Below are 26,772 nucleotides of genomic sequence, written 5' to 3'. Positions count from 1 at the left end.
AATCAGAGGTGTATCGAAAGGGTATGCCTTTTTATGTCTGATGTAAGTCAAGCGTGTCGTATCTTAATTATTCGTTAACTGAGATAGCCTTTATTTTGTGACTTCAATCTTAAAGTCTTGCTGAAGCTTAGCCCAATGCGATCTAAGGCCTTCTTTGTGCACTTCGTTCATCGGTAACGCTTTCAGAGTCTCAGGCCATAACTCTCTTGCCTTGCTCATTGTATCGTCCAAGTGAGGCTTTATCACTCGCCACGGAATGTCAGACCTGCCTGCCCACGACTGAAAGTGTGCCATGGTGACTGTATACCACTCTTTTGTTTTACCTAAATTGAGCGCGTATTGGGTTTCATTCTCGATATAGACATTGGTTGTTACGATATCGTATGCAGGAGAAAGTCGAGGCGTAACCTTATCAGGGTACAGGAAGCTCCAGTTCTTAAGGTGCGCATCTCCATTCGCCAAGAGAATATTCACCAGTAACCGCCTTGCGAACTGCTGAGCGTCGGCCAGCCCGTCGCCAGAAAAGTCATAGATGACTTTGCCGATATTCTCGTAATTAGCGGAAGTGTATTTTTCGTGCGGGTACTTCACCAGAATTTGCGCGAAGTCTTCCATGTGGATGCGCTGGCTCATGTTTTGATCTACAGGGTCACGATCAAACCGTTTAATAGCAAAGGCTTGCTTTTCATCTGGCAGGTTAATTTGTGGCAGATTATCCAGCTTGTCCAGTTCAACCAGCTTGATTTCGGGAATATCAACTCCAGCTAATGCGGCTAACGACATGGCAGTGTATTCGTTCAGAGGTACGAACTTATGCTTGGTTGAGGGCGTTTTGATAATCCAGTCGCCCAGTACATCACCTTTGGATAAGTTATAGCGTCCATCCTTTTCCTTCATAGAAAACTTCATTTGCACGCCAGCCAAGGAAAACTTGTTTTCTCTTCCTTTCTTGTGAAGAGCATCTTTATCGAACTTAATCGCCTTAGCCTTTCCGTGCGTGTTCAGTACGTAATCGGGAACATCATCCGGCTCCATTGGCGTGGCTTCGATAGCCCCGGGCAAGTCTTCGCCAAGATACGAGAGAATATGAAATTCATTATCAACGTGCACCTTCAGGCCTTGAGCGATTAGTTCTCGCAAAGATCCTTCTGGCAGCAAGTTTGAAAGCACAGGATGTAGTCGCTGATTTCTTGCCCATGACTCTGCCATGAGCCTGGCTGCATTCGGAAACTTCGGGTGGGTAATCAGGCTGAATGTTGGACGATCAGGGTTGTTCCTGAATGAATCTGCAAAGCTCAACACATTGCGGCCATTCTTAAACCCTGCGAGATAGCCGATTAATACGCCATGAATTGAGAGCTGTAATACATTCATTTCATCGCCCACTTCATTTCTGGCATCTGCGCTCATTCGTTTTCTCCCAACAAACCCTTCCATGGATCATCCGCCAGTGGGTTGCTTTGTTCTTTTCCCGTCTGGCTTGGCTTGGTTGGTGCCCCAGTTGATGGCCCAGAGTTTGAAATAGTATCGTCGGCCAGTGCCGCCAGCACAGCATTTATTTTTTCCTGTGGTATCAGCAGCAATTCACTTTTAAGCCCCTTAGCGACTAACTCAAGAGTATCAAGCCGAGGGTTGCCTTTGGATTCCAAACGCTGATATTGCTGGCGCGATATACCAACGCGCAGCATCATATCGTGCTGCTTGAGTTTTAGTGCGATACGGCGTTTTTTGATCTGTTCGAGTAGTGAATTCATAATGAAACGTATATGTTGCTATTTACCATTAAGAAACATATTAGTTTCTTTTTCTGGCTTCAGCAACATATAAGTTGCTTTTACGTGGTTAAAGCATTTTAATTGTAAAAAGAAGCATATATGTTGCTTTTTTAGAGGTGCTTCTATGTGCTGTTGTTCGCTTATTGTGTTGTGCCAAAATTCGCTTATTGTGCTTATTTCTTTGGGGGAAGAGGTGAGGAAAGAGCGGGCGAGCCAAATCTCAAAGCCCTAAATGCCCCCAGCCAGTTTTCCCAATTTGCAAAGCAAGTAGCGTAAGAGGCTGTGGACAACTGGCTGCCAAGCCCATCCTGTGTCATCTGATGGCAATGCTATCGCGTTTCTATGGTTGCAGTTCGGCTGACGATCTACTGGGTTACTAAATCGTTATTATGCCTTCCATATAGGTTACCGCTTTACCTGATATGTGGACTTCATCGGCTGCGTTTTGGCAGAATAACGTCCCCTCTCTGGATGATAACTGCAATGCAGTCATCTGGTTACGGGATAGCTTCTCGGCCCAGTAGGGGATAAGAGAGCAGTGGGCTGAACCTGTAACCGGATCTTCCAGAATACTCGCCTGAGGAGTAAAGAAACGAGAAACAAAGTCCACACTATCGCCTTTGGCAGTAACGATAATTCCTCCCGGATCCAGATTGATCTGATCAAGAATATTCCTGTTTGGCTGTATGCTGCGAATATCTGCTTCGCTATCAAAGACAAGGAGATAGTCACGGGCTTTAAGTACTTCGATGGGGGGGATATGCAAGGCATCCAATATCGCCTGAGGGGCGTTATCGGTTAATGGTTTTCGGGATGGAAAAATCAACGTAATCAGATCGTTATTGATTTTGACCGGGAGTTTGCCGCTTGTAGACTGGAAAATCAGATCTGATTTGCTATAGCCTAAGTGCTTTGTTATCACATGTGCAGCTGCCAGAGTGGCATGGCCGCACAGATCCATTTCAATTTCGGGCGTGAACCAGCGGATCTCAAAACCTACTTTATTCGGAACAAAAAACGCGGTTTCAGCCACAGAGTTTTCCATCGCTATCTGTTGCATCAGCGCGTCACTGAGCCACTCTTTCAGCGGACAAACGGCGGCTGGGTTACCTCCAAATAGCGTGTCTGTAAATGCATCAACCTGGAAAATACGTAACTTCACTAGTGACTCCTTAAGGGGGAGAGATGGATGGAAGGTGGCCTATGCTGATGAAAGACAGCCCTAACTTTTTTGCAAAACTCAACCAGCTTACTGATTACATCAGCAGGCTGGTGGCGAGGAATAGCATCAGGCCCATCCCCAGGATATCGGTAAAGGTGGTCAGGAAGATACTGCTGGCCATTGCCGGGTCGGCGCCAAAGCGTTTCAGGGTTACGGGGACCAGTACCCCAAAAATTCCGCTGCCGATGCAGGCTCCCACCATGGCGACTAACACCACCAGTGCAAGTATCGCAGAATTTTCTGTGCCACTGATACCCGCGTAGATCCACATCGCCAGTGCAGCGACTAAACCCACAAAGAAGCCGTTCATGGCGCCAAGAATAATCTCCTTTCGAAGCACTCTGGAGACGGATATGTTGGCCAGTTCTCCCAGCGTCATACTCCTCAGCGTGATTGCCAGCGCCTGACAGCCGGTATTGCCACTCTGTCCGGCAAGCACCGGCAGAAATACGGCAAGCACGACGATACGGGCGATGGTGTCTTCAAACATCCCGACGACAAAGGCTGCGGCAAATGCGGTCAGCAGGTTGATCTGCAACCAGGGGTGGCGCATGCGAAACGATTCAAGTATGGGGGTTGTGATGCGCTCCTCTTTATCCACACCTACCATTGATCCTGCCTGAGCACTGATCTCGGTGGCGACATATTCAAACAACCGCCAGCCATAGACCAGTCCCAGTAGCGTCCCCTCTTCATCGGTTACCGGATAAAGGCGATGGCGTTGTAACAGGGCCGCGTTCACCGCTTCAGGCATCTCAACATCGGGTGTGAAGGCAAATGGATCGTGCGTCATGATCTGTTCAAGAGTCTGCCCGGGACTTGCGAGCAGGAGATCGCGCATCGCCACAACCCCCAGTAGTTTCTCGTCTTCATCGGTAACGTAGATATAGGTGATGGTGATTGAGGGATCTGTTCTGACAATATGATCCAGGGCACTGGCAACGGTATCCTGTGGTGATAAGATGCCAAAAGCCTCAGTCATTAACCGTTCCACCGTACCGCTGAGACCTTCAAGTGGATGAGGGGTATTACCTCTTTCATCATCGTTATCCGCTTCTGATGCCAGGTGCGACGCTATCTTAAGTGCAACATCCGCTGGAAGCTCGCTAAGCGCACGTTCAATATTGTCGGGTGTTGTCTGTGCCAGCAGAGATGCGGCGATGGTCGGGTCCATATCAGCCAAGGTGATTGCGCTGGCGTCAGTTGCTCTATTGTCTGTATTCATGTCAGAAACTCTCATTGCAGATCGTCAGCAGTTTATATCTGCGCAGCTAAACAATAGCCCAGATATGAGACATGCGCTATAAGAAGGTCTTTTTATAAATCCTTTTAAATTCAATGCTTTTAATGCCAATGGAGAATATTGTGGGATATAATAGTTGCAATTTAGTTAATATGTTAACAAAATAGAGAGATTGAACTGATCGTTGTCTCCCCTGATTAGACGCGGTCTGTAGATAAAAAAGTTAAGAGGAAACTGAAAATGGGTAAACTGGCTCTTGTTGCGAAAATTACGCATGTTCCCAGTATGTATCTGTCTGAACTGGATGGGCCGCAAAAAGGTTCCCGTCAGGCAGCCATTGACGGACATATTGAGATTGGCAAGCGCTGTCGGGAGCTGGGTGTTGATACTATCGTGGTGTTTGATACCCACTGGTTAGTCAATGCGAATTATCATATTAACTGTGCGCCTCATTTTAAAGGGAACTACACCAGTGGTGAGCTGCCTCACTTCATCTCCAATATGGAGTTTGAATATGATGGTAACCCTGAGTTGGGAAAAATTCTTGCTAATGAGTGTTGTCAGCAAGGGGTCGAAACACTGGCCCATGATAAGACCTCACTGGGGCCGGAATATGGCACTATCGTGCCGATGCGTTATATGAATGAAGACCGCCACTTCAAGGTTATCTCTGTTTCCGCTTTATGCACCGTTCACTATCTGAATGATTCTGCCCGTCTTGGCTGGGCGATGCGTGAAGCAATTGAAAAGCATTACGACGGCACGGTTGCTTTCTTTGCCAGTGGTTCGCTATCTCATCGCTTTGCTCAGAACGGTCAGGCACCGGAGTTTGCCAACAAGATCTGGAGTCCATTCCTTGAGACCCTGGATACTGAAGTGGTTAATATGTGGAAACGTGGTGACTGGAAAACGTTCTGCGAGATGTTGCCTGAATATGCGGCCAAAGGTCATGGTGAAGGCTTTATGCACGATACCGCGATGATGCTGGGGGCGCTGGGCTGGTCTGATTATGAAGGTCAGGCCGAAATTCTGACACCTTATTTCGGTAGTTCAGGCACCGGACAGATTAACTGTGTATTCCCTGTGACTGAACAGGATGGATCTGCTGTTCCAGGGCCTCAGGCATCGGTCACCGAAAGTTTTGCGCCGGGTGCCAGCCGTTTGTAAGTGCAACAGTTTTGCCCGTAGGGAGGTCTCTGGCCTCCCATATCTTCTGCTCAGCCCCTCTCCGGTTAACATAGTCGCCTAATCCTTCCTTCGTGTTTAACTCTTTGTAATATTTACGAAATCTATTCTGAGTAGAATGCCCGGTCTTGTTGCTGTGTCTCCGCCGGAGTTGTGTTGTGAAAACTACCCTGTTTGACCTGATTTGGAAGCTGAAGCGTGCCCTTGAGAAAGAGGGGCATAAGCCAATTGATCTGCATAAATTTACCGAGGACAGCGAATATCGCCGTACCATTCTGTTAAATGCAGATAGTAGTCAGTTTCAGTTCAGTGCCGGAATCCGGGCCATTTATAAGGATCTGCTGACAGATGAAGCGCTGGATCTGACCAAAGAGATCGATCTGCAACAAGCAGCGGTGGATGACCCGGATAAGTTTGTGGCAGCAAACACTGGGCCTGCATCGCCAGCAGAGGTTAATGTAACGTCTGAAGCGAAAGGGCGTAACCGAATTGTTGCGGGACTGATGGCGCTGATTCTGCTGGTTGCGCTGGTATCTGGTTGGCAATATTTTCAGCTATCAGAACGTGGGGCAGCAGAGCCTCAGGGGATGGCGTCAAACCAGGTGGACGGTCGTGTGGCTGCTGAAAAAACGATATTCAAAGAGCAGGTGCTGTTTCGCTTACATGGCTCCAATACCATCGGCGAGACCCTGGCACCGGAGCTGCTGAAAGCGTTTCTGACCGACCAGGGGGCAGAGGATATTCAACTGCGCACAACTGCCATCGATGTCGAGAATAATCTTCTGTTCCATATGCCGGGGGATAACGTTATCTCGCGGATAGAGATGCAGGCGCACGGTTCCAGTACCGGGTTCAGGTCGCTTGATCAGGGCGCTGCCGATCTGGCGATGGCTTCCCGGCGGATTAAAGAGGTTGAAAATGAGCAGTTGTCGGGGCGCTATGGCGATCTGAGATCGAAAGGTACCGAACATATTATCGGTATGGATGGGCTGGCGGTAATCGTCAACCCGGCCAATCCGGTCAGCCATCTGAGTACTGCGCAACTGGCGATGCTGTTTTCCGGTACGGTTGATAACTGGTCTGCGTTCGGTGGGCCGGATCTGCCGGTCAGAGTGTATGCCCGGGATGCAAATTCCGGTACCTGGGATTCCTTCAAATCGATGGTGTTGAAAAAACACCATAAGACACTTGCTGCGACAGCTGAACGAATTGAGTCCAGTATCGAGTTGTCAGATCAGGTGAGTAAGGAGCCCGGAGCGATCGGCTTCATCGGACTTCCTTATATTCTGCGGGCAAAAGCGCTGGCGATCTCGGATGAGTCCAATGCTCAACCGATCTATCCTACCTCGTTTACCATCTCCACCGAGGATTATCCGCTGGTACGCCGGTTGTATATGTATGAGCCTGCAACCGTGGCGACAGGCTCTGTGATCGATCAGTTTATCCGCTTTGTGCTGTCAGAGAAGGGCCAGGATGTGGTTAAAGAGGCTGGGTTTATCTCGCAAAATGTCTATAAAACCCGACCGGTATTGAGCAGTCAGCTTCCTGCAGAATACAGACAGCTGACTCAGAATGCAGAACGACTCTCCCTCAATTTCCGCTTTCACAGTGGCACTATTGTGCTCGATAACAAAGCCCAGCGGGATCTTGACCGGGTGGTGAAATATTTTGAAGACCATCCGGGACAATCCGCTATTCTGGTGGGGTTCTCTGACAGTATCGGAGAGCCCGCCGCCAATCGGCAGATCTCTCAGCAGCGGGCGGAGGCGGTGGAACAGGCGCTGCTGGCACGGGGTATCAATGTACAGTTTGTTGAGGGGATGGGGGAAGCGGTGCCCATCGCCTCGAACATAACCCGTGCCGGGCGTCAGCGTAACCGCCGGGTAGAGATCTGGGTGCGCAGTCCGGATGCTGTCGCCGGGTATTAGGGTCATGTGCTGTCCGGCTGACAAGAGGTTCTGCCGGCGGCAATATTTCTCAGGTGTTTATACAATTCTGATGAGTTCGTTTTTCTATAGCACTTCATAGAAGTTCATCTCTACCAGGTCCGGTCTGCGGATCCCCGTACCAATGAAAAGGCGTTCAGTAATCCATCTCATGGATGGCGCATCTGTTTCAAATTTTGGACAGCAGCGGAAATATATCTCAGCAGGATCGACGGGTTCCCCTTTGATCAGGCGTTCAGTGATTTCTGGTTCTGCGACCCGAATGGCCCGGTTGTGAACATAGATTAGTTCACCACCCGTGATCTCTAATACATAGTGAGCATCCAGGTTCGCCATACGTGGTGTAAGAATTAGCTGATAATCAGCGCCGCCGGGTAAAACTTTTCCCCTCCAGCCATCACCTTGCACAGTGCCGCCAATAATAGGAATGACTCTTCGTTGGCCGTGTTGTGCATGTCCAATCTCCTGCGGAGGATCAACTTTTACTTTGAGTTCTGCAAAGTGTCTGATCTGTGGTGCGGTGTTCATTGTTTTCTCGCCTTTTTGGAGATCGGTTGTGTTTAAGCTTTACTGTTATTAATGACAGCTGATACCCCCTCAGCCTATCGGGAAAATATTGAGGGGAAGTACATTCCTCGATATTCTCATATATCTCTTTTTTGTTAACATATTAATTAATATTTTGTTTGGTATGTCAACAAAGAATTGTTTTATCAGTATGCGTGATGGTGGGAGGGCATCACGGGAAGGAATCTACTCCGCTGACATCTGAACCAGAATTTTTTGTTCAACGAGCAACTAATCAGGAAAAAAGAGATGAAAAAAATAACAAAATTCTTAGCCTCTGCAAGTGTGTGTGCCGGAATGTTTGTGTCACTCAGTGCAACTGCTGTTACGACGCTTAAGGTGGGAACCTGGCTACCACCCACGGCACCACAGAATGCTATTGTCTGGCCTACCTGGGCTAAGTGGGTTGAAGAGGCCACCGAAGGCCGGGTTAAAGTTGAGCTTGAGTATGGTCTGGGGCATCCCAAGTCGATGTTTGACCTAGTGGAAGATCAGGTTATTGACGCCAGTTTTACGGTTAACGGCTATGTGCCGGGTCGTTTTTCTCTGGGGAGCATCGCTGAACTTCCGGGCGAAAGTTCTGATGCAGAAAAAGCCTCGGTCGCGCTGTGGAAAGTGCAGGAAAAGTATTTTAATCAGGCAAATGAGTATGATGGTCTGAAGCTGTTGGGGCTGTTTGTACATGGCCCTGGACAGCTGCACACCACTTTTCCGGTTAACTCACTGGCGGACCTGAAAGATAAGAAGATCCGTATCGGTGGCGGCGTTGCAACTGAAGTGGCTAAGCGTCTGGAGGTCACCGAGGTGGCGGCACCTGCACCAAAAATCTATGAGATGATGCAGCAGGGCGTGGTTGAAGGGGTGTTTCTGCCAGCACTGGATCTTAAATACCTGCGACTGGCAGAAGTGTCTAAATATCTGACCGCCTTCCCGGATGGGATGTATACCACGACCTTTAGTTTCTTTATTAATCCGGATTCATTTGCTGCGCTGAGTGAAAAGGATCAGAAGGCGCTGATGAGCGTTTCCGGTGAGAAACTGTCCCGTTTAGCGGGTAAAACCTGGGGTGAAGCCGATGCCAACGGTTATGCTGCAGCCAAAGAGAACGGTATTGTAATCAACCGTCTCAGTGAAACCGATCCTATGGTGCTGGAACTGAAAGCAAAAACCGACGATATGGCGGCTCACTGGATTGAAACGGCAAAGGCGAAAAACGTTGATGGTGCTGCTGCACTGGAGATGTTCCGTTCACTGGCTAAGTAAGGTTATATAAAAGACGCTTTTAAAGAGCGTCGTTGATGAGGGTCTGCCAGCCTGTTTCGATCTGAAACTGTCTGACAGACCCTTTTTGGTATTAGTCAGTCTGACGCTGACTGTTGTCCAGTTGCCGGATTAAGCCGTAAAGTGCAGCGATATAGGGCACCTCTTTGCCGAGCTTTTCGGCTATCTCATAGACCACACCAATAAGAGCCTCATATTCCAGAGGCCGGCCCGCTTCAACATCCTGCAGCATTGAGGTTTTGAACGCTCCGAGCTTGCGGGTGGTTACGTTTCTCTCTTCCGGTGTTTGCTCCACTATGCAGCCAATTAGCTTGCCGATCTCCAGCGCTTCGCGCATTGCTTTGCAACAAAGTTGATTGACCAGTGGGTCATCAAGGATGCGATCTGCTGTCGCACGGGTCAGGGCTGAGACCGGATTGATAGTCATATTTCCCAGAAGCTTGTACCAGATATCCTGCTGAATCCTGGGAGATATTTTGACATTGAATCCTGCTTTCTCAAGGAGTTTACCCAGTCGTAATGTGGGCTCTGACGGCGCCCCATAGGGTTCACCAATAATCAGGTTATTGCCCATGCTCAGCTGGATCATACCCGGAGACCGAGCGGTTGCAGCCAGATGCACAACACAGCCAATAACCTGATGGCTGGGGATGAATTCCCTCAGGTCTCCAAGCGGGTCGATGGTGTTGAGCAGGTAGTCAGCAGGAGCTCCCGGCAAGCCATCAAAGAACCACCAGGGAACCCCATTCATCGCCAGAAGAACACGGGTGTGTTCTCCGATCAGCGGTTTTAGCTGTTTGATGACAGGATTCATCGAGGGTTGTTTTACAGCGATAATGATCAGATCCTGAACGCCGAGATTATCCGGTGCGGATATCGCTGTCACCGGATAAAAACGGGTTTGATTATCTTCTGTCAGCCCGATTCCGTGTTGCTGCAGTGATTGCAGAGTGTCGCCCCGGGCAATCACTGAAACCGCTATCCCCGTAGCGCTAAGCCGCGCTGCAATCAGTCCGCCAATGGCACCTGCACCGTATACACATACATTCATATCGGGAGTCCTGCAAATCAGCTTAACGTTTGAAAGATGAGTCCTGCTTTTCTACGATTCGCTTCATCGCTGCAAATACATCTTCGCCCGCACCAAACTTAGGATCAAAGTTGAGTGAGTCTCTGGTGCACTTCTTCACGATCTCTTCAGGAATCTCGCGTACTTTACCCATCGCCATTGAAGCACATTGTACTTCACAGGCACGACTTACCAGCCACATCAGGGCAAATGCCTGTGCCAGGCTACCGCCGATCACGACAGGACCGTGGTTACGTAACAGCAGAATTGGCTTGTCACCCGCGCTTTCAAGGATACGTGCTCCCTCGTCCAGGTGTACAGTAATCCCTTCGAATTCGTGGTAGGCAACTTTATCGTGAAGTTGGGCCGCATAAAAGTTGCTGTAGGAAAGACCTTCTTCCAGGCAGCAAACTGCCAGGGTCGGGGTGGTGTGAACGTGCATCACACAATGGCCATCAGGTACTTTGTCATGGATCTGGCTGTGGAAAGTAAAACCGGCAGGGTTGATCGGCCAGTCAGAGTGACCGATGATAGTACCGTCAACATCGACTTTAACCAGGTTTGAAGCGGTCACTTCACTGTAGTGCAGGCCAAATGGGTTGATCAGGAAGTGCCCTTCCTCACCAGGCACACGCAAAGAGATATGGTTGTAGATCGACTCATCCCATTTCAGATAGGCAAAAATGCGGTACATCGCAGCCAGGTCGACCCGGGCATTCCACTCGGCTTCGCTAAATCTGGAAGGGCGTTCATAGTAACGATTGGACAAAGACATACTGTTTCCTCATATTTATTGTGGATGCATTTGATTAATATATTAATTAAAATGACCGCAATAAAAAGCATAATAAATATTATTCAGCTCTATATTTTTCTTATATGGTTTCACTATGAATACAAAGCAACTGGTCTATTTCCTTAAAACTGCTGAACTAAGCAGCATCGCGGCTGCAGCGCGTGAGCTGGATATTGCCCAGCCGAGTATCAGTCTGCAGCTGGAAAACCTTGAGCATGAGCTGGGCAGCTCTTTGTTTGATCGAGACTATCGGGGCGTCCGGTTGACTGAAACTGGACAGCTGTTCCGGGTTCATGCTGAATCAATTTTACGCCAGGTCGATCAGGCAAAGCTGGATATCCGGCAAACCGAAGAGGAGCCCGCTGGTCGGCTGGCGCTGGGCATGACTCAGCCGATTGGCAATGTGGTGTCCGTGCCGCTGCTGACACTGGTGGAGCAACGCTATCCTAAAATAGAACTGGATCTGTTTGCTGGATTGTCTTACAACCTGTCGTCACAGTTGCTCAGCGGTGAGATTGACCTGGCTATCTCATCACCGGACGGCAGTGATATGAAACAGTTGACCCGGGAGACTCTGTTGCGGGAGAAACTCTATCTGGCGATGGGCGTCAATCCGCGAAACAGCTCACAGGAGGCGCTTTGCAATCGGTCTCAGATTGCCTTTGCTGAGCTGTCTGAGCATGAGGTCATTGTCACCGGACGGCAGGACTCGCTGGGATATCTGTTACGTCAGTACGAACAGCAGACAGGTGTTAAGGTGCGACAGAAACCTGCTTTCGGTCAGTTGATGACAACCCTGCGGTACGTTTCCGATGGTTATGGCATGCTTCTCAGTCCCTCCTCCTCTTTTTACCATCTGGAGGCGATAGGGCAGATCCATGCACTTGAAGTTATCGAGCCTTCCATGGAACGGGATGTGTATATTTCCACCGCGGCAAACCGCCCTCGCAGTTCGCTGATACGCGCGGTTATCCCACTGATTCATGAAGTTGTCCGGCAGGAACATCGTGCTGGTCACTGGCGCGGTGAGCTGCAGACAGGAAACCAAGGCCAGCGGGTTACCTCGGGCATTCCGTAAATATTTTTTTACTACACTCTTTACAGACCTGTTGGTCCAGTCGGGGCACACAGTAACTGATGGCCTGATGTGCGGTGTCGAATATGCGTTGTGGCCCCAGTTTGTCAAGAAAACCCTTTGCTCTTATCTCATCAATGATGGTTCCTTTTAGTGAGCAGATCACTAACTGGATTCCCCGCTTTTCCAGCCTTGATGACTCTTGAGCGAGAAACTCTATCCCTGCCAGATCGATGAAGTTGATCCCTTTCGCATTGATAATGATGTATTTGAGTGTGGGCCCTCCGGCGGCAGTGCTTTGTTGCAGCACACTCTGGATATGATCGATCGCGCCAAAAAAGAGTGAGCCGTCGATTCTGAGAATCTTTATCTGCGGACACTCCTGAAGATTATATCGCTGTATGTTGCGGATAATCCTCTTGGGTTCGTTCTGAGTCGGCGCGACATTGATGATGGAGGGGCGGGACGTTCTTTTCAGATAGGCAACCAGAGAGATTAATACACCCAGGTAGATGGCAAACTCCAGCTCAATAAACAGTGTTGCCAGCAAGGTGACGATGAAAATGGCGGTTTCGCTGCTGAACCGAAAAATAGGGATGATATTTTTAATATCGATAAGATTCCAGGCGATAAGAATAATCGCCCCCGCCATCGCTGGCAGCGGCAGGTAACCGGTCAGGTCGGGCAAAGAGACCAGCACCAGAGTAATCATGAACGCTGTAAAAATGGCTGCCAGTGGTGTTCTGGCCCCGGCATCGAAGTTTGCCCCCGAGCGGGTGAACGACCCGGACCCGGCGAAACAGGAAAACAGTCCACCGACCACATTTGCCAACCCCTGGCCGATAAACTCCTGATTGCCATCGATTCTTTGATTAGAGCGCAGTGCAATCGCCCGCGCTATCGAGACCGCTTCCAACAGGCCGAGCATCGCTATTGCCAGTGCGCCCGATGCCAGTTGGCTGAACTCATAGAGGGAAACATCAGGTAGCGCGAAAGCGGGCAGAGAACCGGAAAGTGCCCCTACCATATTGACGCCATGCCCCTGCCCATCGATTAACCAACACAGGCCACTACCCAACAGCATAGCGATCAGGAGGTTGGGCCCGCGCGGCAGTAGTTTTTTAATCACCAGTGCTGAGATCAACGTGGCAATACCGATTATCAATGCGTAGGTGTTTGCCTGAGACAAATGCAGAGTGATTGTACGGATCTCCTCGGGGAAAGAGAGGCCAGCGGCTACCGGCAGATCGGTAATATGTTTCAACTGACTGGTTGCGATCAGTATCGCTGCACCGGAGGTAAAGCCAAGAATCACCGTGTGGGAGATGAAATTGACCACTGAACCCAGCCGTAATATCCCGAGTGACAGCTGAATCAGTCCGGATAGCAGGGTGATCGTCAGGACTGTATTGATATATAAGTCGCTATTGCCTGGGTCGGTGATACCGGACGCTACACTCATGACGACGATCGACATCGGTGCAGCGGGTCCTGTGATCAGGTGGCTGGACGAACCAAACAGTGCTGCCACCATGGCTGTGATGATCGCTGTGTATAACCCATATTCAGGCGGCATCCCGGCAATCAGAGCGTAGGCGACGCCTTGCGGCAACACCAGTACCGCACCGGTTAATCCGGCGAACAGATCGGCCCTTAATGTCTGGCCATTGATGGTGCGTCCCCAGGTTATGAAAGGCAGCCATCGTACAATCGAGCGCATCTTACTCATCGTTACCTGCAGGTGTCGGAACAGCGTTTAACCACATCGGTCAGAACCGTTTCAGCTGACAACCAGGAAGGGGCGGATAAGAGACACTTTTCCGCGCTGTCTGACCGGTATGCCACAGGCCGTTAAACGGCGGTCTGATGCTTTAACATCATATTAACTGCCGTATTGGCCATCTCTTCCAACTGACTCTGTTCTGTGTAGATGCCGTCATTCAGCAGACGGCACAGCCCATGTAGCGTAGCCCAGTATACCTGTGCTGTGCGCAGCACTGAATCACCTGTCTGAATAACATTCTGCTGACACAGTTGTTCAATCCAGCTGAGCCAGCTTTTGAAGTGTTGCCGGGAGCGCTCAAGCAGTGAGTTAGTCGGGGTGCCGTTACGCCAGATCTCACGGCCAAACATCAGGTCATATTGCTCCCGGTGTTGATAGGCGAGGGCGATATAAGTATGTACATACTGGGTAAATGTCGTTGCCAGTGGCGCGGATGATGCGCTGGTCCTCACTTCTTGCAGCAGTGTTTCCACCCGCTCAAATCCCTGCTCTGCAATGGCACACAACAGGGCATTCTTATCTTTAAAGTGGTGGTAGGGAGCGGTACGGGATACCCCCACGCGATCCGCAAGCTTGCGCATCGAAAGGCTTTCGGTACCGCCCTCTGCGATCATCTCTGTCGCCGTCAGCAGCAGTGATTGATAGAGGTCGCCATGATGATAGTTGTGCTGTAGGGGAGCGGTCGGTTTCATCAGGATAATTTATCAATCAATCTTGACAGTGTCAAAATATCGCTCTATCTTGACGCTGTCCAGTTTGGTTTTTCTGTTATTTCTGCAGGAATGCTGAAACGATGAAACAGAATAAATAGAGAGGAATTCTGCATGACAACCCCTTCAACCGATTATCCCCATCTGTTCGCACCGCTTGATCTGGGGTTCACCACGCTGAAAAACCGGGTGTTGATGGGCTCGATGCACCTTGGCCTTGAAGAAGCTCCGAACGGCTTTGAACGGATGGCGGCCTTTTATGCTGAGCGGGTAAAAGGCGGCGTTGGATTGATTGTCACCGGCGGTATTGCGCCTAACCCTGAAGGGGGTGTCGTTGCTGGTGGGGCGATGATGGTGAGTCAGAAAGATGTAGATAACCACCGGATTGTCACCGACAGAGTGCATGCGGAAGGCGGTAAGATCTGCATGCAGATCTTGCATACCGGGCGCTACGCCTACAACCCGAAACTGGTTGCCCCATCAGCGTTGCAGGCACCGATTAACCCCTTTCCACCCCATGAAGTGACCACTGACGAGATTGAGCAACAGATCGAGGATTTCGCTCGCTGCGCCGGGCTGGCGCAGCAGGCCGGTTATGATGGCGTCGAGGTAATGGGCTCTGAGGGTTATTTTATTAACCAGTTTATCGCCCGCCGTACTAATCACCGGGATGATGAGTGGGGGGGCGAATACGACAACAGGATCCGCTTCGCGGTAGAGGTGGTGCAGCGTATCCGGCAGAGGGTGGGAACCGATTTTATTATTATTTTTCGGCTATCGATGCTGGATCTGGTGGAGGGGGGCAGTAGTTATGAAGAGATTGTTACCCTGGGGAAAGCGATAGAGAAGGCCGGTACAACGATTATCAATACCGGAATCGGCTGGCATGAAGCGCGGATTCCGACCATTGCAACAAAAGTGCCCCGAGCCGCGTTTACCTGGGCAACCGCTAAAGTCCGTCAGGCCCTTTCGCTGCCAGTGATCACCTCAAACCGGATCAATATGCCTGAGGTGGCTGAACAGGTATTGGCCCGGGGAGATGCGGATATGGTGTCGATGGCCCGTCCGTTTCTGGCCGATCCTGAGTTTATCCGCAAAGCGGAAGAGGGACGCAGTGATGAGATCAATACCTGTATTGGTTGTAATCAGGCCTGCCTGGACCATATTTTTGCCGGCAAGCTGACCAGCTGTCTGGTGAACCCGCGCGCCTGTCATGAAACTGAACTGATCATAACGGCTGCGGCTAAGGTTAAAAAGCTGGCGGTCATCGGTGCCGGACCAGCCGGGCTTGCGTTTGCCACAACCGCTGCACAACGGGGGCATGAGGTCACCCTGTTTGACGCGGCATCAGAGATTGGCGGGCAGTTTAATATCGCCAAACAGATTCCGGGTAAGGAGGAGTTTAATGAGACATTGCGCTATTTCAAACGTCGCATTGAGCTGGACGGCGTTCGCCTCAAACTGGAGCACCGGGTAACGGTAGATGAGCTGCAACAGAGCGATTTTGATGAGGTGATTATCGCGACGGGTATTATCCCCCGGGTTCCCGATATTGAAGGCAGGGATCATCCAAAAGTGTTGAGTTATCTGGATGTTATCCGGGGAGCAAGAGTTGGGGCCCGGGTGGCGGTGATCGGTGCCGGAGGGATCGGTTTTGATATCAGTGAATATCTGACCCATCAGGGGGTATCAACCAGCCAGAATATTCCCGCCTTTATGCGCGAGTGGGGGGTAGATATGAGACTGCAAGCCCGGGGCGGTGTGGAGGGTATTGAGGCGGCTCCGGAGCCTGCTGCGCGCAAGATCTGGCTGCTACAGCGTAAAACCTCTAAAGTGGGCAATGGACTGGGTAAAACGACCGGGTGGGCTCACCGTCTGGGCCTGCAAAAGCGGCAGGTGGAGATGATCGCCGGTTGTGAGTATCAGCGTATCGACGAGGCGGGTTTGTACCTTAAAGTGAACGGTGAAGAGCGGCTGCTGGAGGTGGATAACGTCGTCCTCTGTGCCGGCCAGGAGTCTCTGCGGGAGCTGGCCCAGGGGCTGGATAAACCCTATCACCTGATTGGTGGAGCAGATCTGGCAACCGAGCTGGATGCTAAGCGGGCGATAGATCAGGGCACCCGGTTAGCGTCAACGATCTGAGGTCCATCGATAAAACCGGGTGTTTCCCGGTTTTATCTCAGATAGAACAGCCACCGCGGCCGTTTTTGGCATGGTATTGCTGGTGGTATTCCTCTGCCCGCCAGAACTGCGCTGCGGGGGTAATTTCGGTAACGATCGGATTACCAAAAATGCCGCTTTTATCCAGCACCACTTTGCTTTGTTCCGCCATAATGCGCTGATGATCATTATGATAGAAAATGGCTGAGCGGTACTGATCTCCGATATCCGGCCCCTGACGATTGAGAGTGGTTGGGTCGTGCATCTGCCAGAAAATATCCAGCAGGGTGTCATAGCTTATCTTCTGATCGTCAAACTCCAGCTGCACCACTTCGGCGTGGCCGGTTGTTTTGTTGCAAACATCCCGGTAAGTAGGGTTCTCTGTATGACCGCCCATGTAACCGACGGCGGTTGACGTCACCCCGGGGGTGCTGGCAAAGCGTGATTCAACTCCCCAAAAGCATCCTGCTGCAAATGTTGCGGTTGGCATGCTACTGCTCCTGTTTATTCCTGAACGATTGATCTTCACCTATAGATAGATGTTAGACGGATTTTGACCTTTTGGGATCATTTTTATTTCAAAAAAAATAAATATGACACTCATGTTAAATAATGGTGCAGCGCAGCATGGGGCGCGCTGTTATGGTTCTCTTTCTCTGCGGCTGATTCAGACTGATCTTATGTAACCCTATGAAAAATAATCAATTGGCACGTTATTGGCGTGCTGCTTGCTATGCTTTGTTCAGTTAATAACTCTTTTGCTCTGCAAAAAGACTATCTGTAAGGGGAACGTCAATGAACAAGTTTACTAAAACGCTTATCGCTTCTGCTCTGCTGTCCGTTTCTGCTACCAGTTTTGCCGGCGTTTCGGCAAACGTCGGTGCCATGAGTGACTATTGGTTCCGCGGTCTGGATCAGTCCGGTGATGGAGGTAATGCCAGCATGATGGGAGGGCTGGATTACGAAAGCGATATGGGCTTCTATGCGGGCACCTGGCTGGCATCCCTGCCAAGTGATCTGGAATATGACCTGTATGGTGGTTATAACGGCTCCTATAAAGATTTTAGTTATGGTGTTGGCGTTATTGCCTATCTGTATGACAAATATGATGGTGACTACTTTGAATACAATCTGAGCGCGGGTTATGGGCCGATCTCCGTATCATACAATATTGGTACACTGGATGAGTCCGGCGCCCCTGATGTGGATTACACCTTTGCCAGTATCACAGGTGAGTATGAGGGGGCTTATCTGACGTACGGTGTTTACGGTGATGATGTCGATGGCTCCTATTTTGAAGCAGGCTATGGTATGACCTATGAAGGGCTGGATATGTCAGTTGCGGCGATCTTCCCGGATGATGATAACTCTGCCAATGCCTGGGTCAGTGATACCGACAAACTGACCTTTACCATCAGCAAGAGCTTTGATCTGTTCTAAAGAGTTTGGTTTAAAGGGAGTGCTTTGCGCCTCTCCTCAGTCGTTAACGTAAACTGGTTTTACCCCGGCAGCGATGTCGGGGTATTTTTTTCTCTGCCTTTTGCATTAAAAAAGCCGGGCAGCACTGTGAGCGCTGACCGGCTTTCAAGAGTGTTATTGATGATCAGCTGTTGGCTAATGCATCGAGCTTCTGTTTCAACAGGCCCTGAACCTGCCCCGGGTTCGCTTTGCCTTGCGACGCCTGCATCACCTTGCCCATAAAGAAGCCGATCATCTTGCCGCGCTTATCGGGCTCAGCACTGACATACTGATCAACCTGAGGCTGATTCGCTGCGATCACTTCATCGACCATCGCTTCGATGGCACCTGTGTCGGTCACCTGTTTCAGACCTTTCGCTTCGATCACTTCATCTGCGCTGCCTTCGCCAGCCCACATCGCCTCGAACACCTGCTTGGCTATTTTGCCGGTAATGGTGTTGTCTTTAATCCGAAGCAGCAAACCACCGAGCATTTCGGCGGTGACCGGAGATGCTGTGATATCGGTATCATTCTGGTTGAGATGTTTTGACAGCTCGCCCATCACCCAGTTAGCGGCCAGTTTGGCATCATCCGCAATGTTGGCGGTGGTTTCAAAATAGTGGCTCAGGTCCCGATAGGCTGACAGCACCATCGCATCGTATTCGCTCAACTGATATTGCTCGATAAAGCGGGCCTTACGGGCATCCGGCAACTCCGGCAGGGTACTGCGCAGTTTTTCTACATACTCGTCATCGATGACGATCGGCAGCAGGTCAGGGCAGGGGAAGTAGCGGTAATCGTTTGCTTCCTCTTTGCTGCGCATCGAACGGGTTTCATCTTTATTGGCATCATAGAGGCGGGTTTCCTGAGTGATGGTTCCGCCATCCTCCAGCAGATCAATCTGCCGTTCGATCTCGCCCTTGATCGCTTTCTCAATAAAGCGGAAAGAGTTGATGTTCTTGGTTTCGGTGCGGTTGCCGAACTTTTCCTCGCCCTTGTAGCGCACTGACACGTTACAGTCGCAACGGAAAGAGCCTTCGGACATGTTGCCGTCGCAGATGCCCAGGTTGGTAACGATTGAGTGGATCTTTTTAACGTACGCGACCGCCTCTTCAGCGCTGCGCATATCCGGCTCGGAGACAATCTCCAGCAAGGGGGTTCCGGCCCGGTTAAGGTCGATACCGGTCATGCTGGGGAACTCTTCATGCAGTGATTTACCGGCATCCTCTTCCAGGTGTGCCCGGGTGACGCCAACCCGTTTGGTGGTGCCGTCTTCCAGCTCGATATCTACATGGCCGATACCCACAATTGGGTGGAACAGCTGACTGGTCTGATAGCCTTTGGGCAGATCAGGATAGAAATAGTTTTTCCGGTCGAACACCGAGGTGTAGCCGATCTCAGCATCGATTGCCAGGCCAAACAAAACCGCCATCCGTAACGCTTCAGCGTTAAATACCGGCAGAGTGCCTGGCAGTGCCAGATCGACGGCACAGGCTTGTGTGTTGGGTTCAGCGCCAAACGCGGTGCTGGCCCCGGAAAAAATTTTGGACTTAGTCGCCAGTTGGGCGTGAATCTCAAGCCCGATGACTGCTTCCCATTCCATTTTGTAAACCTCTTAGTGCAGCTGCTTTAAGGTGATTGCCTGAGCGCTGCTACGTTATATTCTGTTTCGCCTCTGTCCGCTGCTTAGCGGGCCGGAGTCTGACGGTGCCAGTCGGTTGCTTGCTGGAACTGATGGGCAGCATTCAGCAGACGTTCTTCAGCAAAATAGTTGCCGATCAGTTGCAGGCCGACAGGAAGTCCGTTGGCAAATCCGCAGGGGATCGACATGCCGGGCATGCCCGCCAGGTTCAGGGAGATGGTGAAAATATCTTCCATGTACATCGCCACCGGGTCTGAGGTTTTTTCCCCCAGTTTGAACGCCGGATGTGGCGTGGTGGGCCCCATGATGATATCGACTTCCGCCAGCACGTTAACGAAATCCTGCTGGATCAGGCGGCGGATCTGCAGAGCCTTTTTATAGTAGGCATCATAGAATCCTTCGGACAGGGCATAGGTGCCGACCATGATGCGGCGTTTAACCTCTTCACCAAACCCTTCACCGCGGCTGCGTTTATACATATCTTCCAGGTCAACCGGATCGTTGCAACGGTAGCCGTAACGGACACCATCAAACCGTGACAGGTTGGAGGAGGCTTCTGCCGGAGCGATGATATAGTACGCCGGAATAGCCAGGTGACTGTTTGGCAGGCTTACCTCTTTGACCGTTGCGCCCAATGCTTCGAACTCTTTGATGGCGGCCTGAACCTGAGCCGTAATCTGCGGATCGATCTCATCGGAGAAGTACTCTTTAGGCAGACCAATTTTCAGCCCTTTGAGAGAGTCATTCAGTGTCAACGTATAATCCGGCACCGCTTTATCGATGCTGGTGGAGTCTTTGGGGTCGAATCCGGCCATCACATTCAGCATGATTGCGTTGTCTTCAGCGGTGCGGGCCATCGGGCCGCCCTGGTCCAGTGAAGAGGCGTACGCGATCATGCCGTAACGGGAGACCCGGCCATAGGTGGGCTTCAGTCCGGTGATGCCGCACAGTGCGGCAGGCTGGCGAATCGATCCGCCGGTATCTGTGCCTGTGGCACCCGGTACCAGGCCGCCAGCAATGGCCGCTGCTGAGCCGCCCGATGAACCCCCCGGTACACACTCGGTGTTCCAGGGGTTGCGGGCCGGTCCATAAAAACTGGATTCATTGGAGGAGCCCATGGCAAACTCATCCATATTGGTTTTGCCCAGACTCACCGCGCCGGCACGGTTGAAGTTTTCAATCACCGTGGCGTTGTAGGGCGAGATAAAGTTATCCAGCATCCGAGATCCGCAGCTGGTGCGAACCCCTTCGGTGCAGAAAATATCTTTGTGGGCGATTGGCAGACCGGTAAAGGGGCCTGCTTCACCAGCGGCGCGGCGCTGGTCAGCCGCCTGAGCCTGGCTTAGCGCCTGCTCTTCGGTAACGGTGATGAAACTGTTTAAAGCGCCATCTTCAGCCTTGATCCGGTCCAGGTAGCTCTGGGTCAGCTCAACGCTGCTGAATTCACCAGCGGCTAACCCCTGCGCCAGTCCGGCGAGTGTCTTTTCTAACATAACGTGTGTAAATCCTTAAACGGGTGTCTGGTCCGAAATTATTCGATCACTTTAGGGACCTGGAACAGTCCTGCTTCAACGGCCGGGGCCACGGTTTGAAGATGATCGCGCTGATTTCCTTCGCTCACCTCATCAATACGTAAACGCTGAATGGCGTCCATCGGGTGTGCCATCGGGGCGATATCATCGGTGTTGATGGCCTGCATCTGGTCGACCAGGTCAAGAATATTGCTGAGATTTTCAGCATATTCCTGAATATCTTGCTCGGCGATATTTAATCTTGCCAGATGAGCGATCTTTTCGACGTCTGTGCGGTCTAAAGACATTATTGGATTCTCATTGCTATGGAATTTGGTCTGATAACTAAATAAAGCGCTACGTTAACACATTTGCAGCTTGCCCAAAATCCCCGCCATTGCTACAGTGGGCCTGTTTTTTTGATCAAGTGAATGTGCAGTCGCACAATCTAAGGCGGACAACCGATGTTTAAGAAGATTCGAGGGCTTTTTTCCAGTGACCTTTCTATTGATCTGGGCACTGCCAATACCCTTATTTATGTTCGCGATAAAGACATTGTACTGAATGAACCCTCAGTTGTTGCTATTCGTCAAAGCAGCAATGGGGCGCAGAAAACCGTAGCCGCAGTCGGTACTGATGCCAAACGGATGTTAGGTCGTACTCCGGGAAATATTACCGCAATCCGGCCCATGAAAGATGGCGTTATCGCAGATTTCCATGTCACTGAAAAGATGCTGCAGCATTTTATCAGTAAAGTGCATGGTAATAGTTTTCTAACCCCCAGCCCCCGGGTTCTGGTGTGCGTTCCCTGTCAGTCTACTCAGGTTGAGCGCCGGGCTATCAAAGAGTCAGCCATGGGCGCCGGTGCCCGCGAAGTGTATCTGATTGAAGAGCCGATGGCTGCTGCTATTGGCGCTGGATTACCAGTTGATGAGGCGAATGGTTCAATGGTGGTGGATATCGGTGGTGGTACCACTGAGATCGCTATTATCTCCCTCAATGGTATCGTCTATGCGGAATCAGTACGGGTCGGTGGTGACCGGTTTGATGAGGGGATTGTAACCTATATCCGCCGTAACTATGGCAGCCTGATCGGTGATGCCACTGCGGAGCGGATTAAACAGGAGATCGGAACTGCTTATCCGACCTCTGAAACTCTTGAAATTGATGTGCGCGGGCGTAACCTGGCCGAGGGTATTCCCCGCAGCTTTACGCTTAACAGTAATGAGATTATGGAAGCGCTGCAGGAACCTCTTTCGGCGATTGTGCAGTCGGTTAAAAGTGCGCTGGAGCAGTGTCCTCCAGAGCTGGCATCTGATATTGCAGAACGGGGGATTGTGCTGACCGGTGGTGGTGCATTATTACGTAACCTGGATAAGCTGATCAGCGAGGAGACCGGTTTACCGGTAATCGTTGCTGATGATCCACTGACCTGTGTTGCCCGCGGTGGTGGTCGTGCTCTGGAATTGCTGGATAAGCATGCCTTTGAATTGCTTACCTTTGAATAAGTCTGAATGATCTGAATGGTTGATTTACCCGCTCAGATGGAGCAGTTCCGGCTGGAGGTGTTCCATCGCTAGTATATTTAGCAACGGGTCCTTACGGGCCCGTTTTGTCGTTCTGTTACTGTTATCGCTGGTGCTGATTGTACTGGACCTTAAATGGGCCAGTATGCATCAGACTCGTTCCTACCTGTCGCTGTTGATCACGCCACTGCAATGGATTGTTGATACGCCTGCGCAGGTGGCTGATGATCTTAGTGATGTTCTGGTGACCCGTAGCCAGCTGGCCGATGAAAACCGCCGTTTGCGCCAGGAGGCCCTGCTGTTAAAGCAGCGGGTGCAGCAGGTGTCTGCGCTCACCGCAGAGAATGTTCGCCTGCGGGAGTTGCTCAATGGTCGTCAGCGACTCGAACAGGATGTTTTCCTCACCGAGCTGATTGGTGTCAATCCGGATCCATTTCAACATCAGATTATCCTTAACCGGGGTTCAGAAGATCATGCCTATGTTGGTCAGGCGGTGCTGGATTCCGGTGGTATTATGGGACAGGTAGTTGAGGTGAGTCACTATACCAGCCGGGCGATGCTGATCACCGATTCGCGACACGCCATCCCGGTTGAGGTCAATCGCAATGGTTTTCGCTCCATTGCGCTGGGAAATGGTTCTGTGAATCAGCTTGAGCTGGTGCATGTGCCTGATACCGCCGATATTCGTGAAGGCGACCTGCTGGTGTCTTCCGGGCTGGGTGGACGTTTCCCGCGGGGCTATCCGGTCGCTAAGGTGGTCAGTGTACAAAGAGATCCGGGTGAGCCGTTTGCGCTGGTCAAAGCGGAACCCGCCGCCATGCTGAATAAGAGTCGCCATATCTTGCTGGTAGATATGCCGCAAGCGCCGGAGCTGCCTCCCGAAGATAAACCGTTACACACTGAGAAACTAAAGCCTCAGCAGGCCGGTATCGACGTGCAGGAGAGTGAGGGTGAATAATCAGGGAGGCGGTGGCGGATCGATTATCCTGGCCACCTTTCTGGTGGGCTATATGCTCAGCCAGATGCCCCTGCCGCAATTTGCCGAGTGGTTCCGGCCTGAGTGGGTAGCGATGATTCTTATCTACTGGGTGATGGCGCTGCCGGAACGGGTGGGACTGGGGACTGCTGCCCTGGTGGGGCTGGGACTTGATCTGATCAAGGGCAGCCCGATGGGGTTGAATATGCTGTCACTGCTGATTATCGCTTACCTGACATTGCTATTATATAAACGGTTGCGGATGTTCCCTCTGGTGCAGCAAGCGGTGATGGTGATGGTGCTGGTGGGCATAAATCAGTTGATCTTTAACTGGGTTCACAGCTTTATGGGAACTCGCAGCGACAGCCTGATCTTTCTGCTGCCAGCCCTGATGAGCGCTGTTTTGTGGCCCTGGCTGTTTGTTGTTCTGAGAGGGTTACGCCGGACTTTCAGGGTGTCCTGAGCTGGTGATACTTGCTATGACTGATTCTGATTACCCGGATACTAAGGTTGCTGAGATTAAAAATACGGCTGCTGACGACGGCACTTCCGAATGCGGTGACGTTTTAAATGGCGCCTTGACTAACCATCCCCCTCAGTTGGTGCTTGCATCTGCTTCACCGCGGCGGTCAGAGTTGCTGCAGCAGATTGGTGTGAGTTGTAGTGTCAGGCCGGTTGATATCCCCGAGGTTGTCCGGCCAGGTGAACTGCCGCAGGAGTTTGTTGCCCGGCTTGCCCGGGAGAAAGCTTGCGCAGGGTTGGCCGAAGCCGCAGAGGGAGCGATAGTGCTGGGGGCCGACACGGTAGTCGTCAGTGATGGTATGATCCTGGGTAAGCCGGTTAACCGGGAAGATGCGTTGGTTATGTTGCAGCAACTGTCAGGTTCCCGGCATCGGGTTATGACGGCGGTAGCAGTAACAAACCGGGAACGAATTCTCTCTCAGGTAGTCACTACAGAGGTAGAGTTCCGAACATTGAGTCTGACTCAGTGCGAGCGCTACTGGGATACCGGCGAACCCTGTGACAAGGCCGGGGCATATGGTATTCAGGGGTTAGGCGCGGTTTTTGTTGCTAGTATTAATGGCAGTTACTCGGCCGTGGTAGGCCTGCCACTGGCAGAAACGGCAGCGCTGCTGGAAAAATTTGGTATCCCGGTATGGCAGTAGAGATCAGCCTCTGCTGGCTCTGATCATATGAGTGCTGTCTGTTACTTCTTAAGGTAAGCGTTCTGTGTGCTTTCTGTGCGGGTATCTGGATTGGTGTGTTGTTAAATTCATGACGATAAGGGTACTTGCAGGTTCAGGGTACAGTACCAGAGATGACTGATGGTGCCTGTTGATAGGGTCGCCTAGGGATGGATTATGAGCGAAGAGATACTGATTAACTTTACCCCCATAGAGACCCGTGTTGCTGTTATTGAAAATGGTATGCCACAGGAAATCTATGTTGAACGGGCGGAGCGCCGGGGCATAGTCGGTAATATTTATAAAGGTAAGGTGGTGCGGGTACTGCCTGGAATGCAGGCTGCATTTGTTGATATTGGCCTCGAACGGGCCGCGTTTATCCATGTGGACGAGTTGCAGCATCCCGAAGATGAAAGCAATGGTGGCAATGGGAAAAGCAACCTGACCATCAATCGTTTGCTGCGTGAGGGACAGTCTCTGATTGTTCAGGTTACCAAAGATCCTCTCGGTACCAAAGGCGCCCGCCTGACCACCAATCTCTCGATACCCTCGCGATATCTGGTTTATATGCCGGGCAATGAGCATATCGGTATCTCTCAGCGGATTGAAGACAGTGAAGAGCGGGAGCGGCTGCGTAAAGCGGTTGAAGAGGTGGTGGCCGGGATGGGCGATCAGAACGCCAGCGTGGGGGGCTTTATCCTGCGAACCGTCTCAGAAGGGGTTTCAGAAGCTGAACTGAAGCAGGATATTCTGTTTCTCTGCCGTCTGTGGGAATCGATCTCCCGTAAAGTTGAAGAGTATAATGCACCCTCCTGTATCTATGAAGACCTGCCCCTGAATATGCGGGCGTTACGGGATATGGCCCATGCCGGAATCGAGCGTATCCGGGTCGACTCAAAAGAGACCTTTCAACGCTCTCAGCAGTTTGCTGAGGCGCTGGTGCCCGAGATCAGCGGCATCCTCGAATACTATCCTGGTGAACGGCCTATCTTTGACCTCTATAATATTGAGGAGGAGATTCAGAAAGCGCTGGGCCGCAAAGTTGAACTGAAGTCCGGCGGCTATCTGATTTTTGACCAGACCGAAGCGATGACTACGGTGGATATTAACACCGGGGCCTATGTCGGACACCGTAATCTGGAAGAGACCATCTTTAAAACCAATCTGGAAGCGGCTACGGCGATCGGTCGTCAGCTGCGGCTGAGAAACCTGGGCGGCATCATTATTATCGACTTTATCGATATGCTGGATGAAGACCATCAGCGTCAGGTGTTACGCACTCTGGAACGGGTGCTGGAAAAGGACCATGTGAAGTGCAAGGTGACCGGGGTGTCGGAGCTGGGGCTGGTGGAGATGACCCGCAAGCGGACCCGGGAGAGTCTCGAGCATATTCTCTGTGAGCCCTGCGAACATTGTCAGGGACGGGGGTCGGTGAAAACACCGGAAACCGTCTGCTATGAAATATTCAGAGAGATTCTGCGACAGCACCGTGCTTATGAGACCGACTCCTATCTGGTGCTGGCGTCAGACAAGGTGGTGTCGATGTTGCTGGACGAGCTTTCCGACCACGTGGCTGAACTTGAGGCTTTCATCTCTAAAACAATCCGTTTTCAGGTCGAACCGATGTATGGCCCGGAACAGTATGATGTGGTGCTGAAATAGT

Annotated in this window: 24 protein-coding genes; 11 read left to right on the top strand and 13 right to left on the bottom strand. The window is 51.2% G+C overall.

The genetic code is table 11. From position 1 onward, the window contains the following. Positions 1 to 90: 90 nt before the first annotated feature. The 4 genes from OCU43_RS18425 to OCU43_RS18410 form a co-directional block, all read right to left on the bottom strand. A complete protein-coding gene (locus OCU43_RS18425) occupies positions 91 to 1,410 on the bottom strand; it encodes a type II toxin-antitoxin system HipA family toxin (RefSeq protein ID WP_091357758.1) in 1,320 nt (439 codons plus the stop codon). Next, positions 1,407 to 1,754: a helix-turn-helix domain-containing protein gene (locus OCU43_RS18420; protein WP_091357756.1), complete on the bottom strand. Its 348-nt coding sequence runs from the start codon at positions 1,752 to 1,754 to the stop codon at positions 1,407 to 1,409. Before OCU43_RS18420 ends, OCU43_RS18425 begins: the two co-directional genes overlap by 4 nt. Positions 1,755 to 2,151: 397 nt before the next feature. Beyond that, entirely contained in the window at positions 2,152 to 2,937 is a 786-nt protein-coding gene (locus OCU43_RS18415) for a PhzF family protein (RefSeq protein ID WP_091357753.1), read from the bottom strand. A 94-nt stretch (positions 2,938 to 3,031) separates the two neighbouring features. Further along, a complete protein-coding gene (locus OCU43_RS18410; protein ID WP_091357751.1) occupies positions 3,032 to 4,222 on the bottom strand; it encodes a magnesium transporter in 1,191 nt (396 codons plus the stop codon). 258 nt (positions 4,223 to 4,480) lie between these two features. On the opposite strand from OCU43_RS18410, the gene hpaD reads away from it, so the two are divergent. Together hpaD and OCU43_RS18400 are read left to right on the top strand one after the other, a co-directional pair. After that, positions 4,481 to 5,407, top strand: coding sequence for a 3,4-dihydroxyphenylacetate 2,3-dioxygenase (gene hpaD / locus OCU43_RS18405; RefSeq protein ID WP_091357749.1), 927 nt, complete (start codon positions 4,481 to 4,483; stop codon positions 5,405 to 5,407). Between the two features lie 176 nt (positions 5,408 to 5,583). Continuing rightward, positions 5,584 to 7,353 (top strand): substrate-binding domain-containing protein, encoded by a 1,770-nt coding sequence (locus tag OCU43_RS18400; protein WP_091357747.1) that lies wholly within the window; start codon positions 5,584 to 5,586, stop codon positions 7,351 to 7,353. 84 nt (positions 7,354 to 7,437) lie between these two features. Here the strand turns inward: OCU43_RS18400 and OCU43_RS18395 are convergent, their stop codons facing one another. Continuing rightward, positions 7,438 to 7,899, bottom strand: a complete 462-nt coding sequence (locus OCU43_RS18395; RefSeq protein ID WP_091357745.1) for a DUF3237 domain-containing protein — start codon at positions 7,897 to 7,899, stop codon at positions 7,438 to 7,440. A gap of 288 nt (positions 7,900 to 8,187) precedes the next feature. On the opposite strand from OCU43_RS18395, the gene OCU43_RS18390 reads away from it, so the two are divergent. Continuing rightward, entirely contained in the window at positions 8,188 to 9,201 is a 1,014-nt protein-coding gene (locus OCU43_RS18390) for a TRAP transporter substrate-binding protein (protein ID WP_091357743.1), read from the top strand. A gap of 91 nt (positions 9,202 to 9,292) precedes the next feature. Here OCU43_RS18390 and OCU43_RS18385 read toward each other — a convergent pair whose 3' ends face one another. Together OCU43_RS18385 and OCU43_RS18380 are read right to left on the bottom strand one after the other, a co-directional pair. Beyond that, on the bottom strand, positions 9,293 to 10,270 hold the full coding sequence (locus OCU43_RS18385) for a 2-dehydropantoate 2-reductase (protein WP_091357740.1): 978 nt from the start codon (positions 10,268 to 10,270) through the stop codon (positions 9,293 to 9,295). 22 nt (positions 10,271 to 10,292) lie between these two features. Continuing rightward, a complete protein-coding gene (locus OCU43_RS18380) occupies positions 10,293 to 11,063 on the bottom strand; it encodes a class II aldolase/adducin family protein (RefSeq protein ID WP_091357738.1) in 771 nt (256 codons plus the stop codon). 115 nt (positions 11,064 to 11,178) lie between these two features. Here OCU43_RS18380 and OCU43_RS18375 point away from each other — a divergent pair, with 115 nt between their 5' ends. Next, positions 11,179 to 12,162 carry a LysR family transcriptional regulator gene (locus OCU43_RS18375; RefSeq protein WP_091357736.1) on the top strand — a complete coding sequence of 328 codons (984 nt, stop codon included), beginning with the start codon at positions 11,179 to 11,181 and terminating at the stop codon, positions 12,160 to 12,162. Here the strand turns inward: OCU43_RS18375 and OCU43_RS18370 are convergent. Then, on the bottom strand, positions 12,143 to 13,888 hold the full coding sequence (locus OCU43_RS18370; RefSeq protein ID WP_245756558.1) for a SulP family inorganic anion transporter: 1,746 nt from the start codon (positions 13,886 to 13,888) through the stop codon (positions 12,143 to 12,145). The two genes, OCU43_RS18375 and OCU43_RS18370, sit on opposite strands and share 20 nt — an antisense overlap. Positions 13,889 to 14,010: 122 nt before the next feature. Further along, the gene (locus OCU43_RS18365; RefSeq protein ID WP_091357734.1) at positions 14,011 to 14,634 is read right to left on the bottom strand and encodes a TetR/AcrR family transcriptional regulator; all 624 of its coding nucleotides are present in this window, start codon (positions 14,632 to 14,634) and stop codon (positions 14,011 to 14,013) included. Between the two features lie 132 nt (positions 14,635 to 14,766). On the opposite strand from OCU43_RS18365, the gene OCU43_RS18360 reads away from it, so the two are divergent. Beyond that, on the top strand, positions 14,767 to 16,794 hold the full coding sequence (locus OCU43_RS18360) for an NADPH-dependent 2,4-dienoyl-CoA reductase (protein WP_091357731.1): 2,028 nt from the start codon (positions 14,767 to 14,769) through the stop codon (positions 16,792 to 16,794). A gap of 37 nt (positions 16,795 to 16,831) precedes the next feature. Here the strand turns inward: OCU43_RS18360 and msrA are convergent, their stop codons facing one another. Next, positions 16,832 to 17,302, bottom strand: coding sequence for a peptide-methionine (S)-S-oxide reductase MsrA (msrA, locus tag OCU43_RS18355; protein ID WP_091357728.1), 471 nt, complete (start codon positions 17,300 to 17,302; stop codon positions 16,832 to 16,834). A 305-nt stretch (positions 17,303 to 17,607) separates the two neighbouring features. On the opposite strand from msrA, the gene OCU43_RS18350 reads away from it, so the two are divergent. Next, the gene (locus tag OCU43_RS18350) at positions 17,608 to 18,252 is read left to right on the top strand and encodes a TorF family putative porin (protein WP_091357725.1); all 645 of its coding nucleotides are present in this window, start codon (positions 17,608 to 17,610) and stop codon (positions 18,250 to 18,252) included. A 163-nt stretch (positions 18,253 to 18,415) separates the two neighbouring features. On the opposite strand, the gene gatB is transcribed toward OCU43_RS18350, so the two are convergent. The 3 genes from gatB to gatC form a co-directional block, all read right to left on the bottom strand. Then, positions 18,416 to 19,873 (bottom strand): Asp-tRNA(Asn)/Glu-tRNA(Gln) amidotransferase subunit GatB, encoded by a 1,458-nt coding sequence (gatB, locus tag OCU43_RS18345; RefSeq protein WP_091357723.1) that lies wholly within the window; start codon positions 19,871 to 19,873, stop codon positions 18,416 to 18,418. Between the two features lie 83 nt (positions 19,874 to 19,956). Beyond that, positions 19,957 to 21,405, bottom strand: coding sequence for an Asp-tRNA(Asn)/Glu-tRNA(Gln) amidotransferase subunit GatA (gene gatA, locus OCU43_RS18340; protein ID WP_091357720.1), 1,449 nt, complete (start codon positions 21,403 to 21,405; stop codon positions 19,957 to 19,959). Positions 21,406 to 21,443: 38 nt separating this feature from the next. Further along, a complete protein-coding gene (gatC, locus tag OCU43_RS18335; protein ID WP_091357718.1) occupies positions 21,444 to 21,731 on the bottom strand; it encodes an Asp-tRNA(Asn)/Glu-tRNA(Gln) amidotransferase subunit GatC in 288 nt (95 codons plus the stop codon). 156 nt (positions 21,732 to 21,887) lie between these two features. Here gatC and OCU43_RS18330 point away from each other — a divergent pair, with 156 nt between their 5' ends. The 5 genes from OCU43_RS18330 to rng all read left to right on the top strand — a co-directional run bounded on the left by OCU43_RS18330 (position 21,888) and on the right by rng (position 26,771). Further along, on the top strand, positions 21,888 to 22,931 hold the full coding sequence (locus tag OCU43_RS18330; protein ID WP_091357716.1) for a rod shape-determining protein: 1,044 nt from the start codon (positions 21,888 to 21,890) through the stop codon (positions 22,929 to 22,931). Positions 22,932 to 22,950: 19 nt separating this feature from the next. Continuing rightward, positions 22,951 to 23,907, top strand: coding sequence for a rod shape-determining protein MreC (gene mreC, locus OCU43_RS18325; protein ID WP_261832947.1), 957 nt, complete (start codon positions 22,951 to 22,953; stop codon positions 23,905 to 23,907). Further along, positions 23,900 to 24,388, top strand: coding sequence for a rod shape-determining protein MreD (gene mreD, locus OCU43_RS18320; protein ID WP_091357713.1), 489 nt, complete (start codon positions 23,900 to 23,902; stop codon positions 24,386 to 24,388). Before mreC ends, mreD begins: the two co-directional genes overlap by 8 nt. A gap of 16 nt (positions 24,389 to 24,404) precedes the next feature. After that, positions 24,405 to 25,091 (top strand): Maf family protein, encoded by a 687-nt coding sequence (locus OCU43_RS18315; RefSeq protein WP_091357711.1) that lies wholly within the window; start codon positions 24,405 to 24,407, stop codon positions 25,089 to 25,091. A 195-nt stretch (positions 25,092 to 25,286) separates the two neighbouring features. Continuing rightward, a complete protein-coding gene (gene rng, locus OCU43_RS18310) occupies positions 25,287 to 26,771 on the top strand; it encodes a ribonuclease G (RefSeq protein ID WP_091357708.1) in 1,485 nt (494 codons plus the stop codon). The last annotated feature ends 1 nt before the right edge of the window (position 26,772 follow it).

The sequence above is a fragment of the Amphritea atlantica genome (assembly GCF_024347255.1).
Taxonomy (GTDB): domain Bacteria; phylum Pseudomonadota; class Gammaproteobacteria; order Pseudomonadales; family Balneatricaceae; genus Amphritea; species Amphritea atlantica.
The sequence above is the reverse complement of the archived record's forward strand: the minus strand, read 5'-3'. Positions and strand labels throughout refer to the sequence as shown.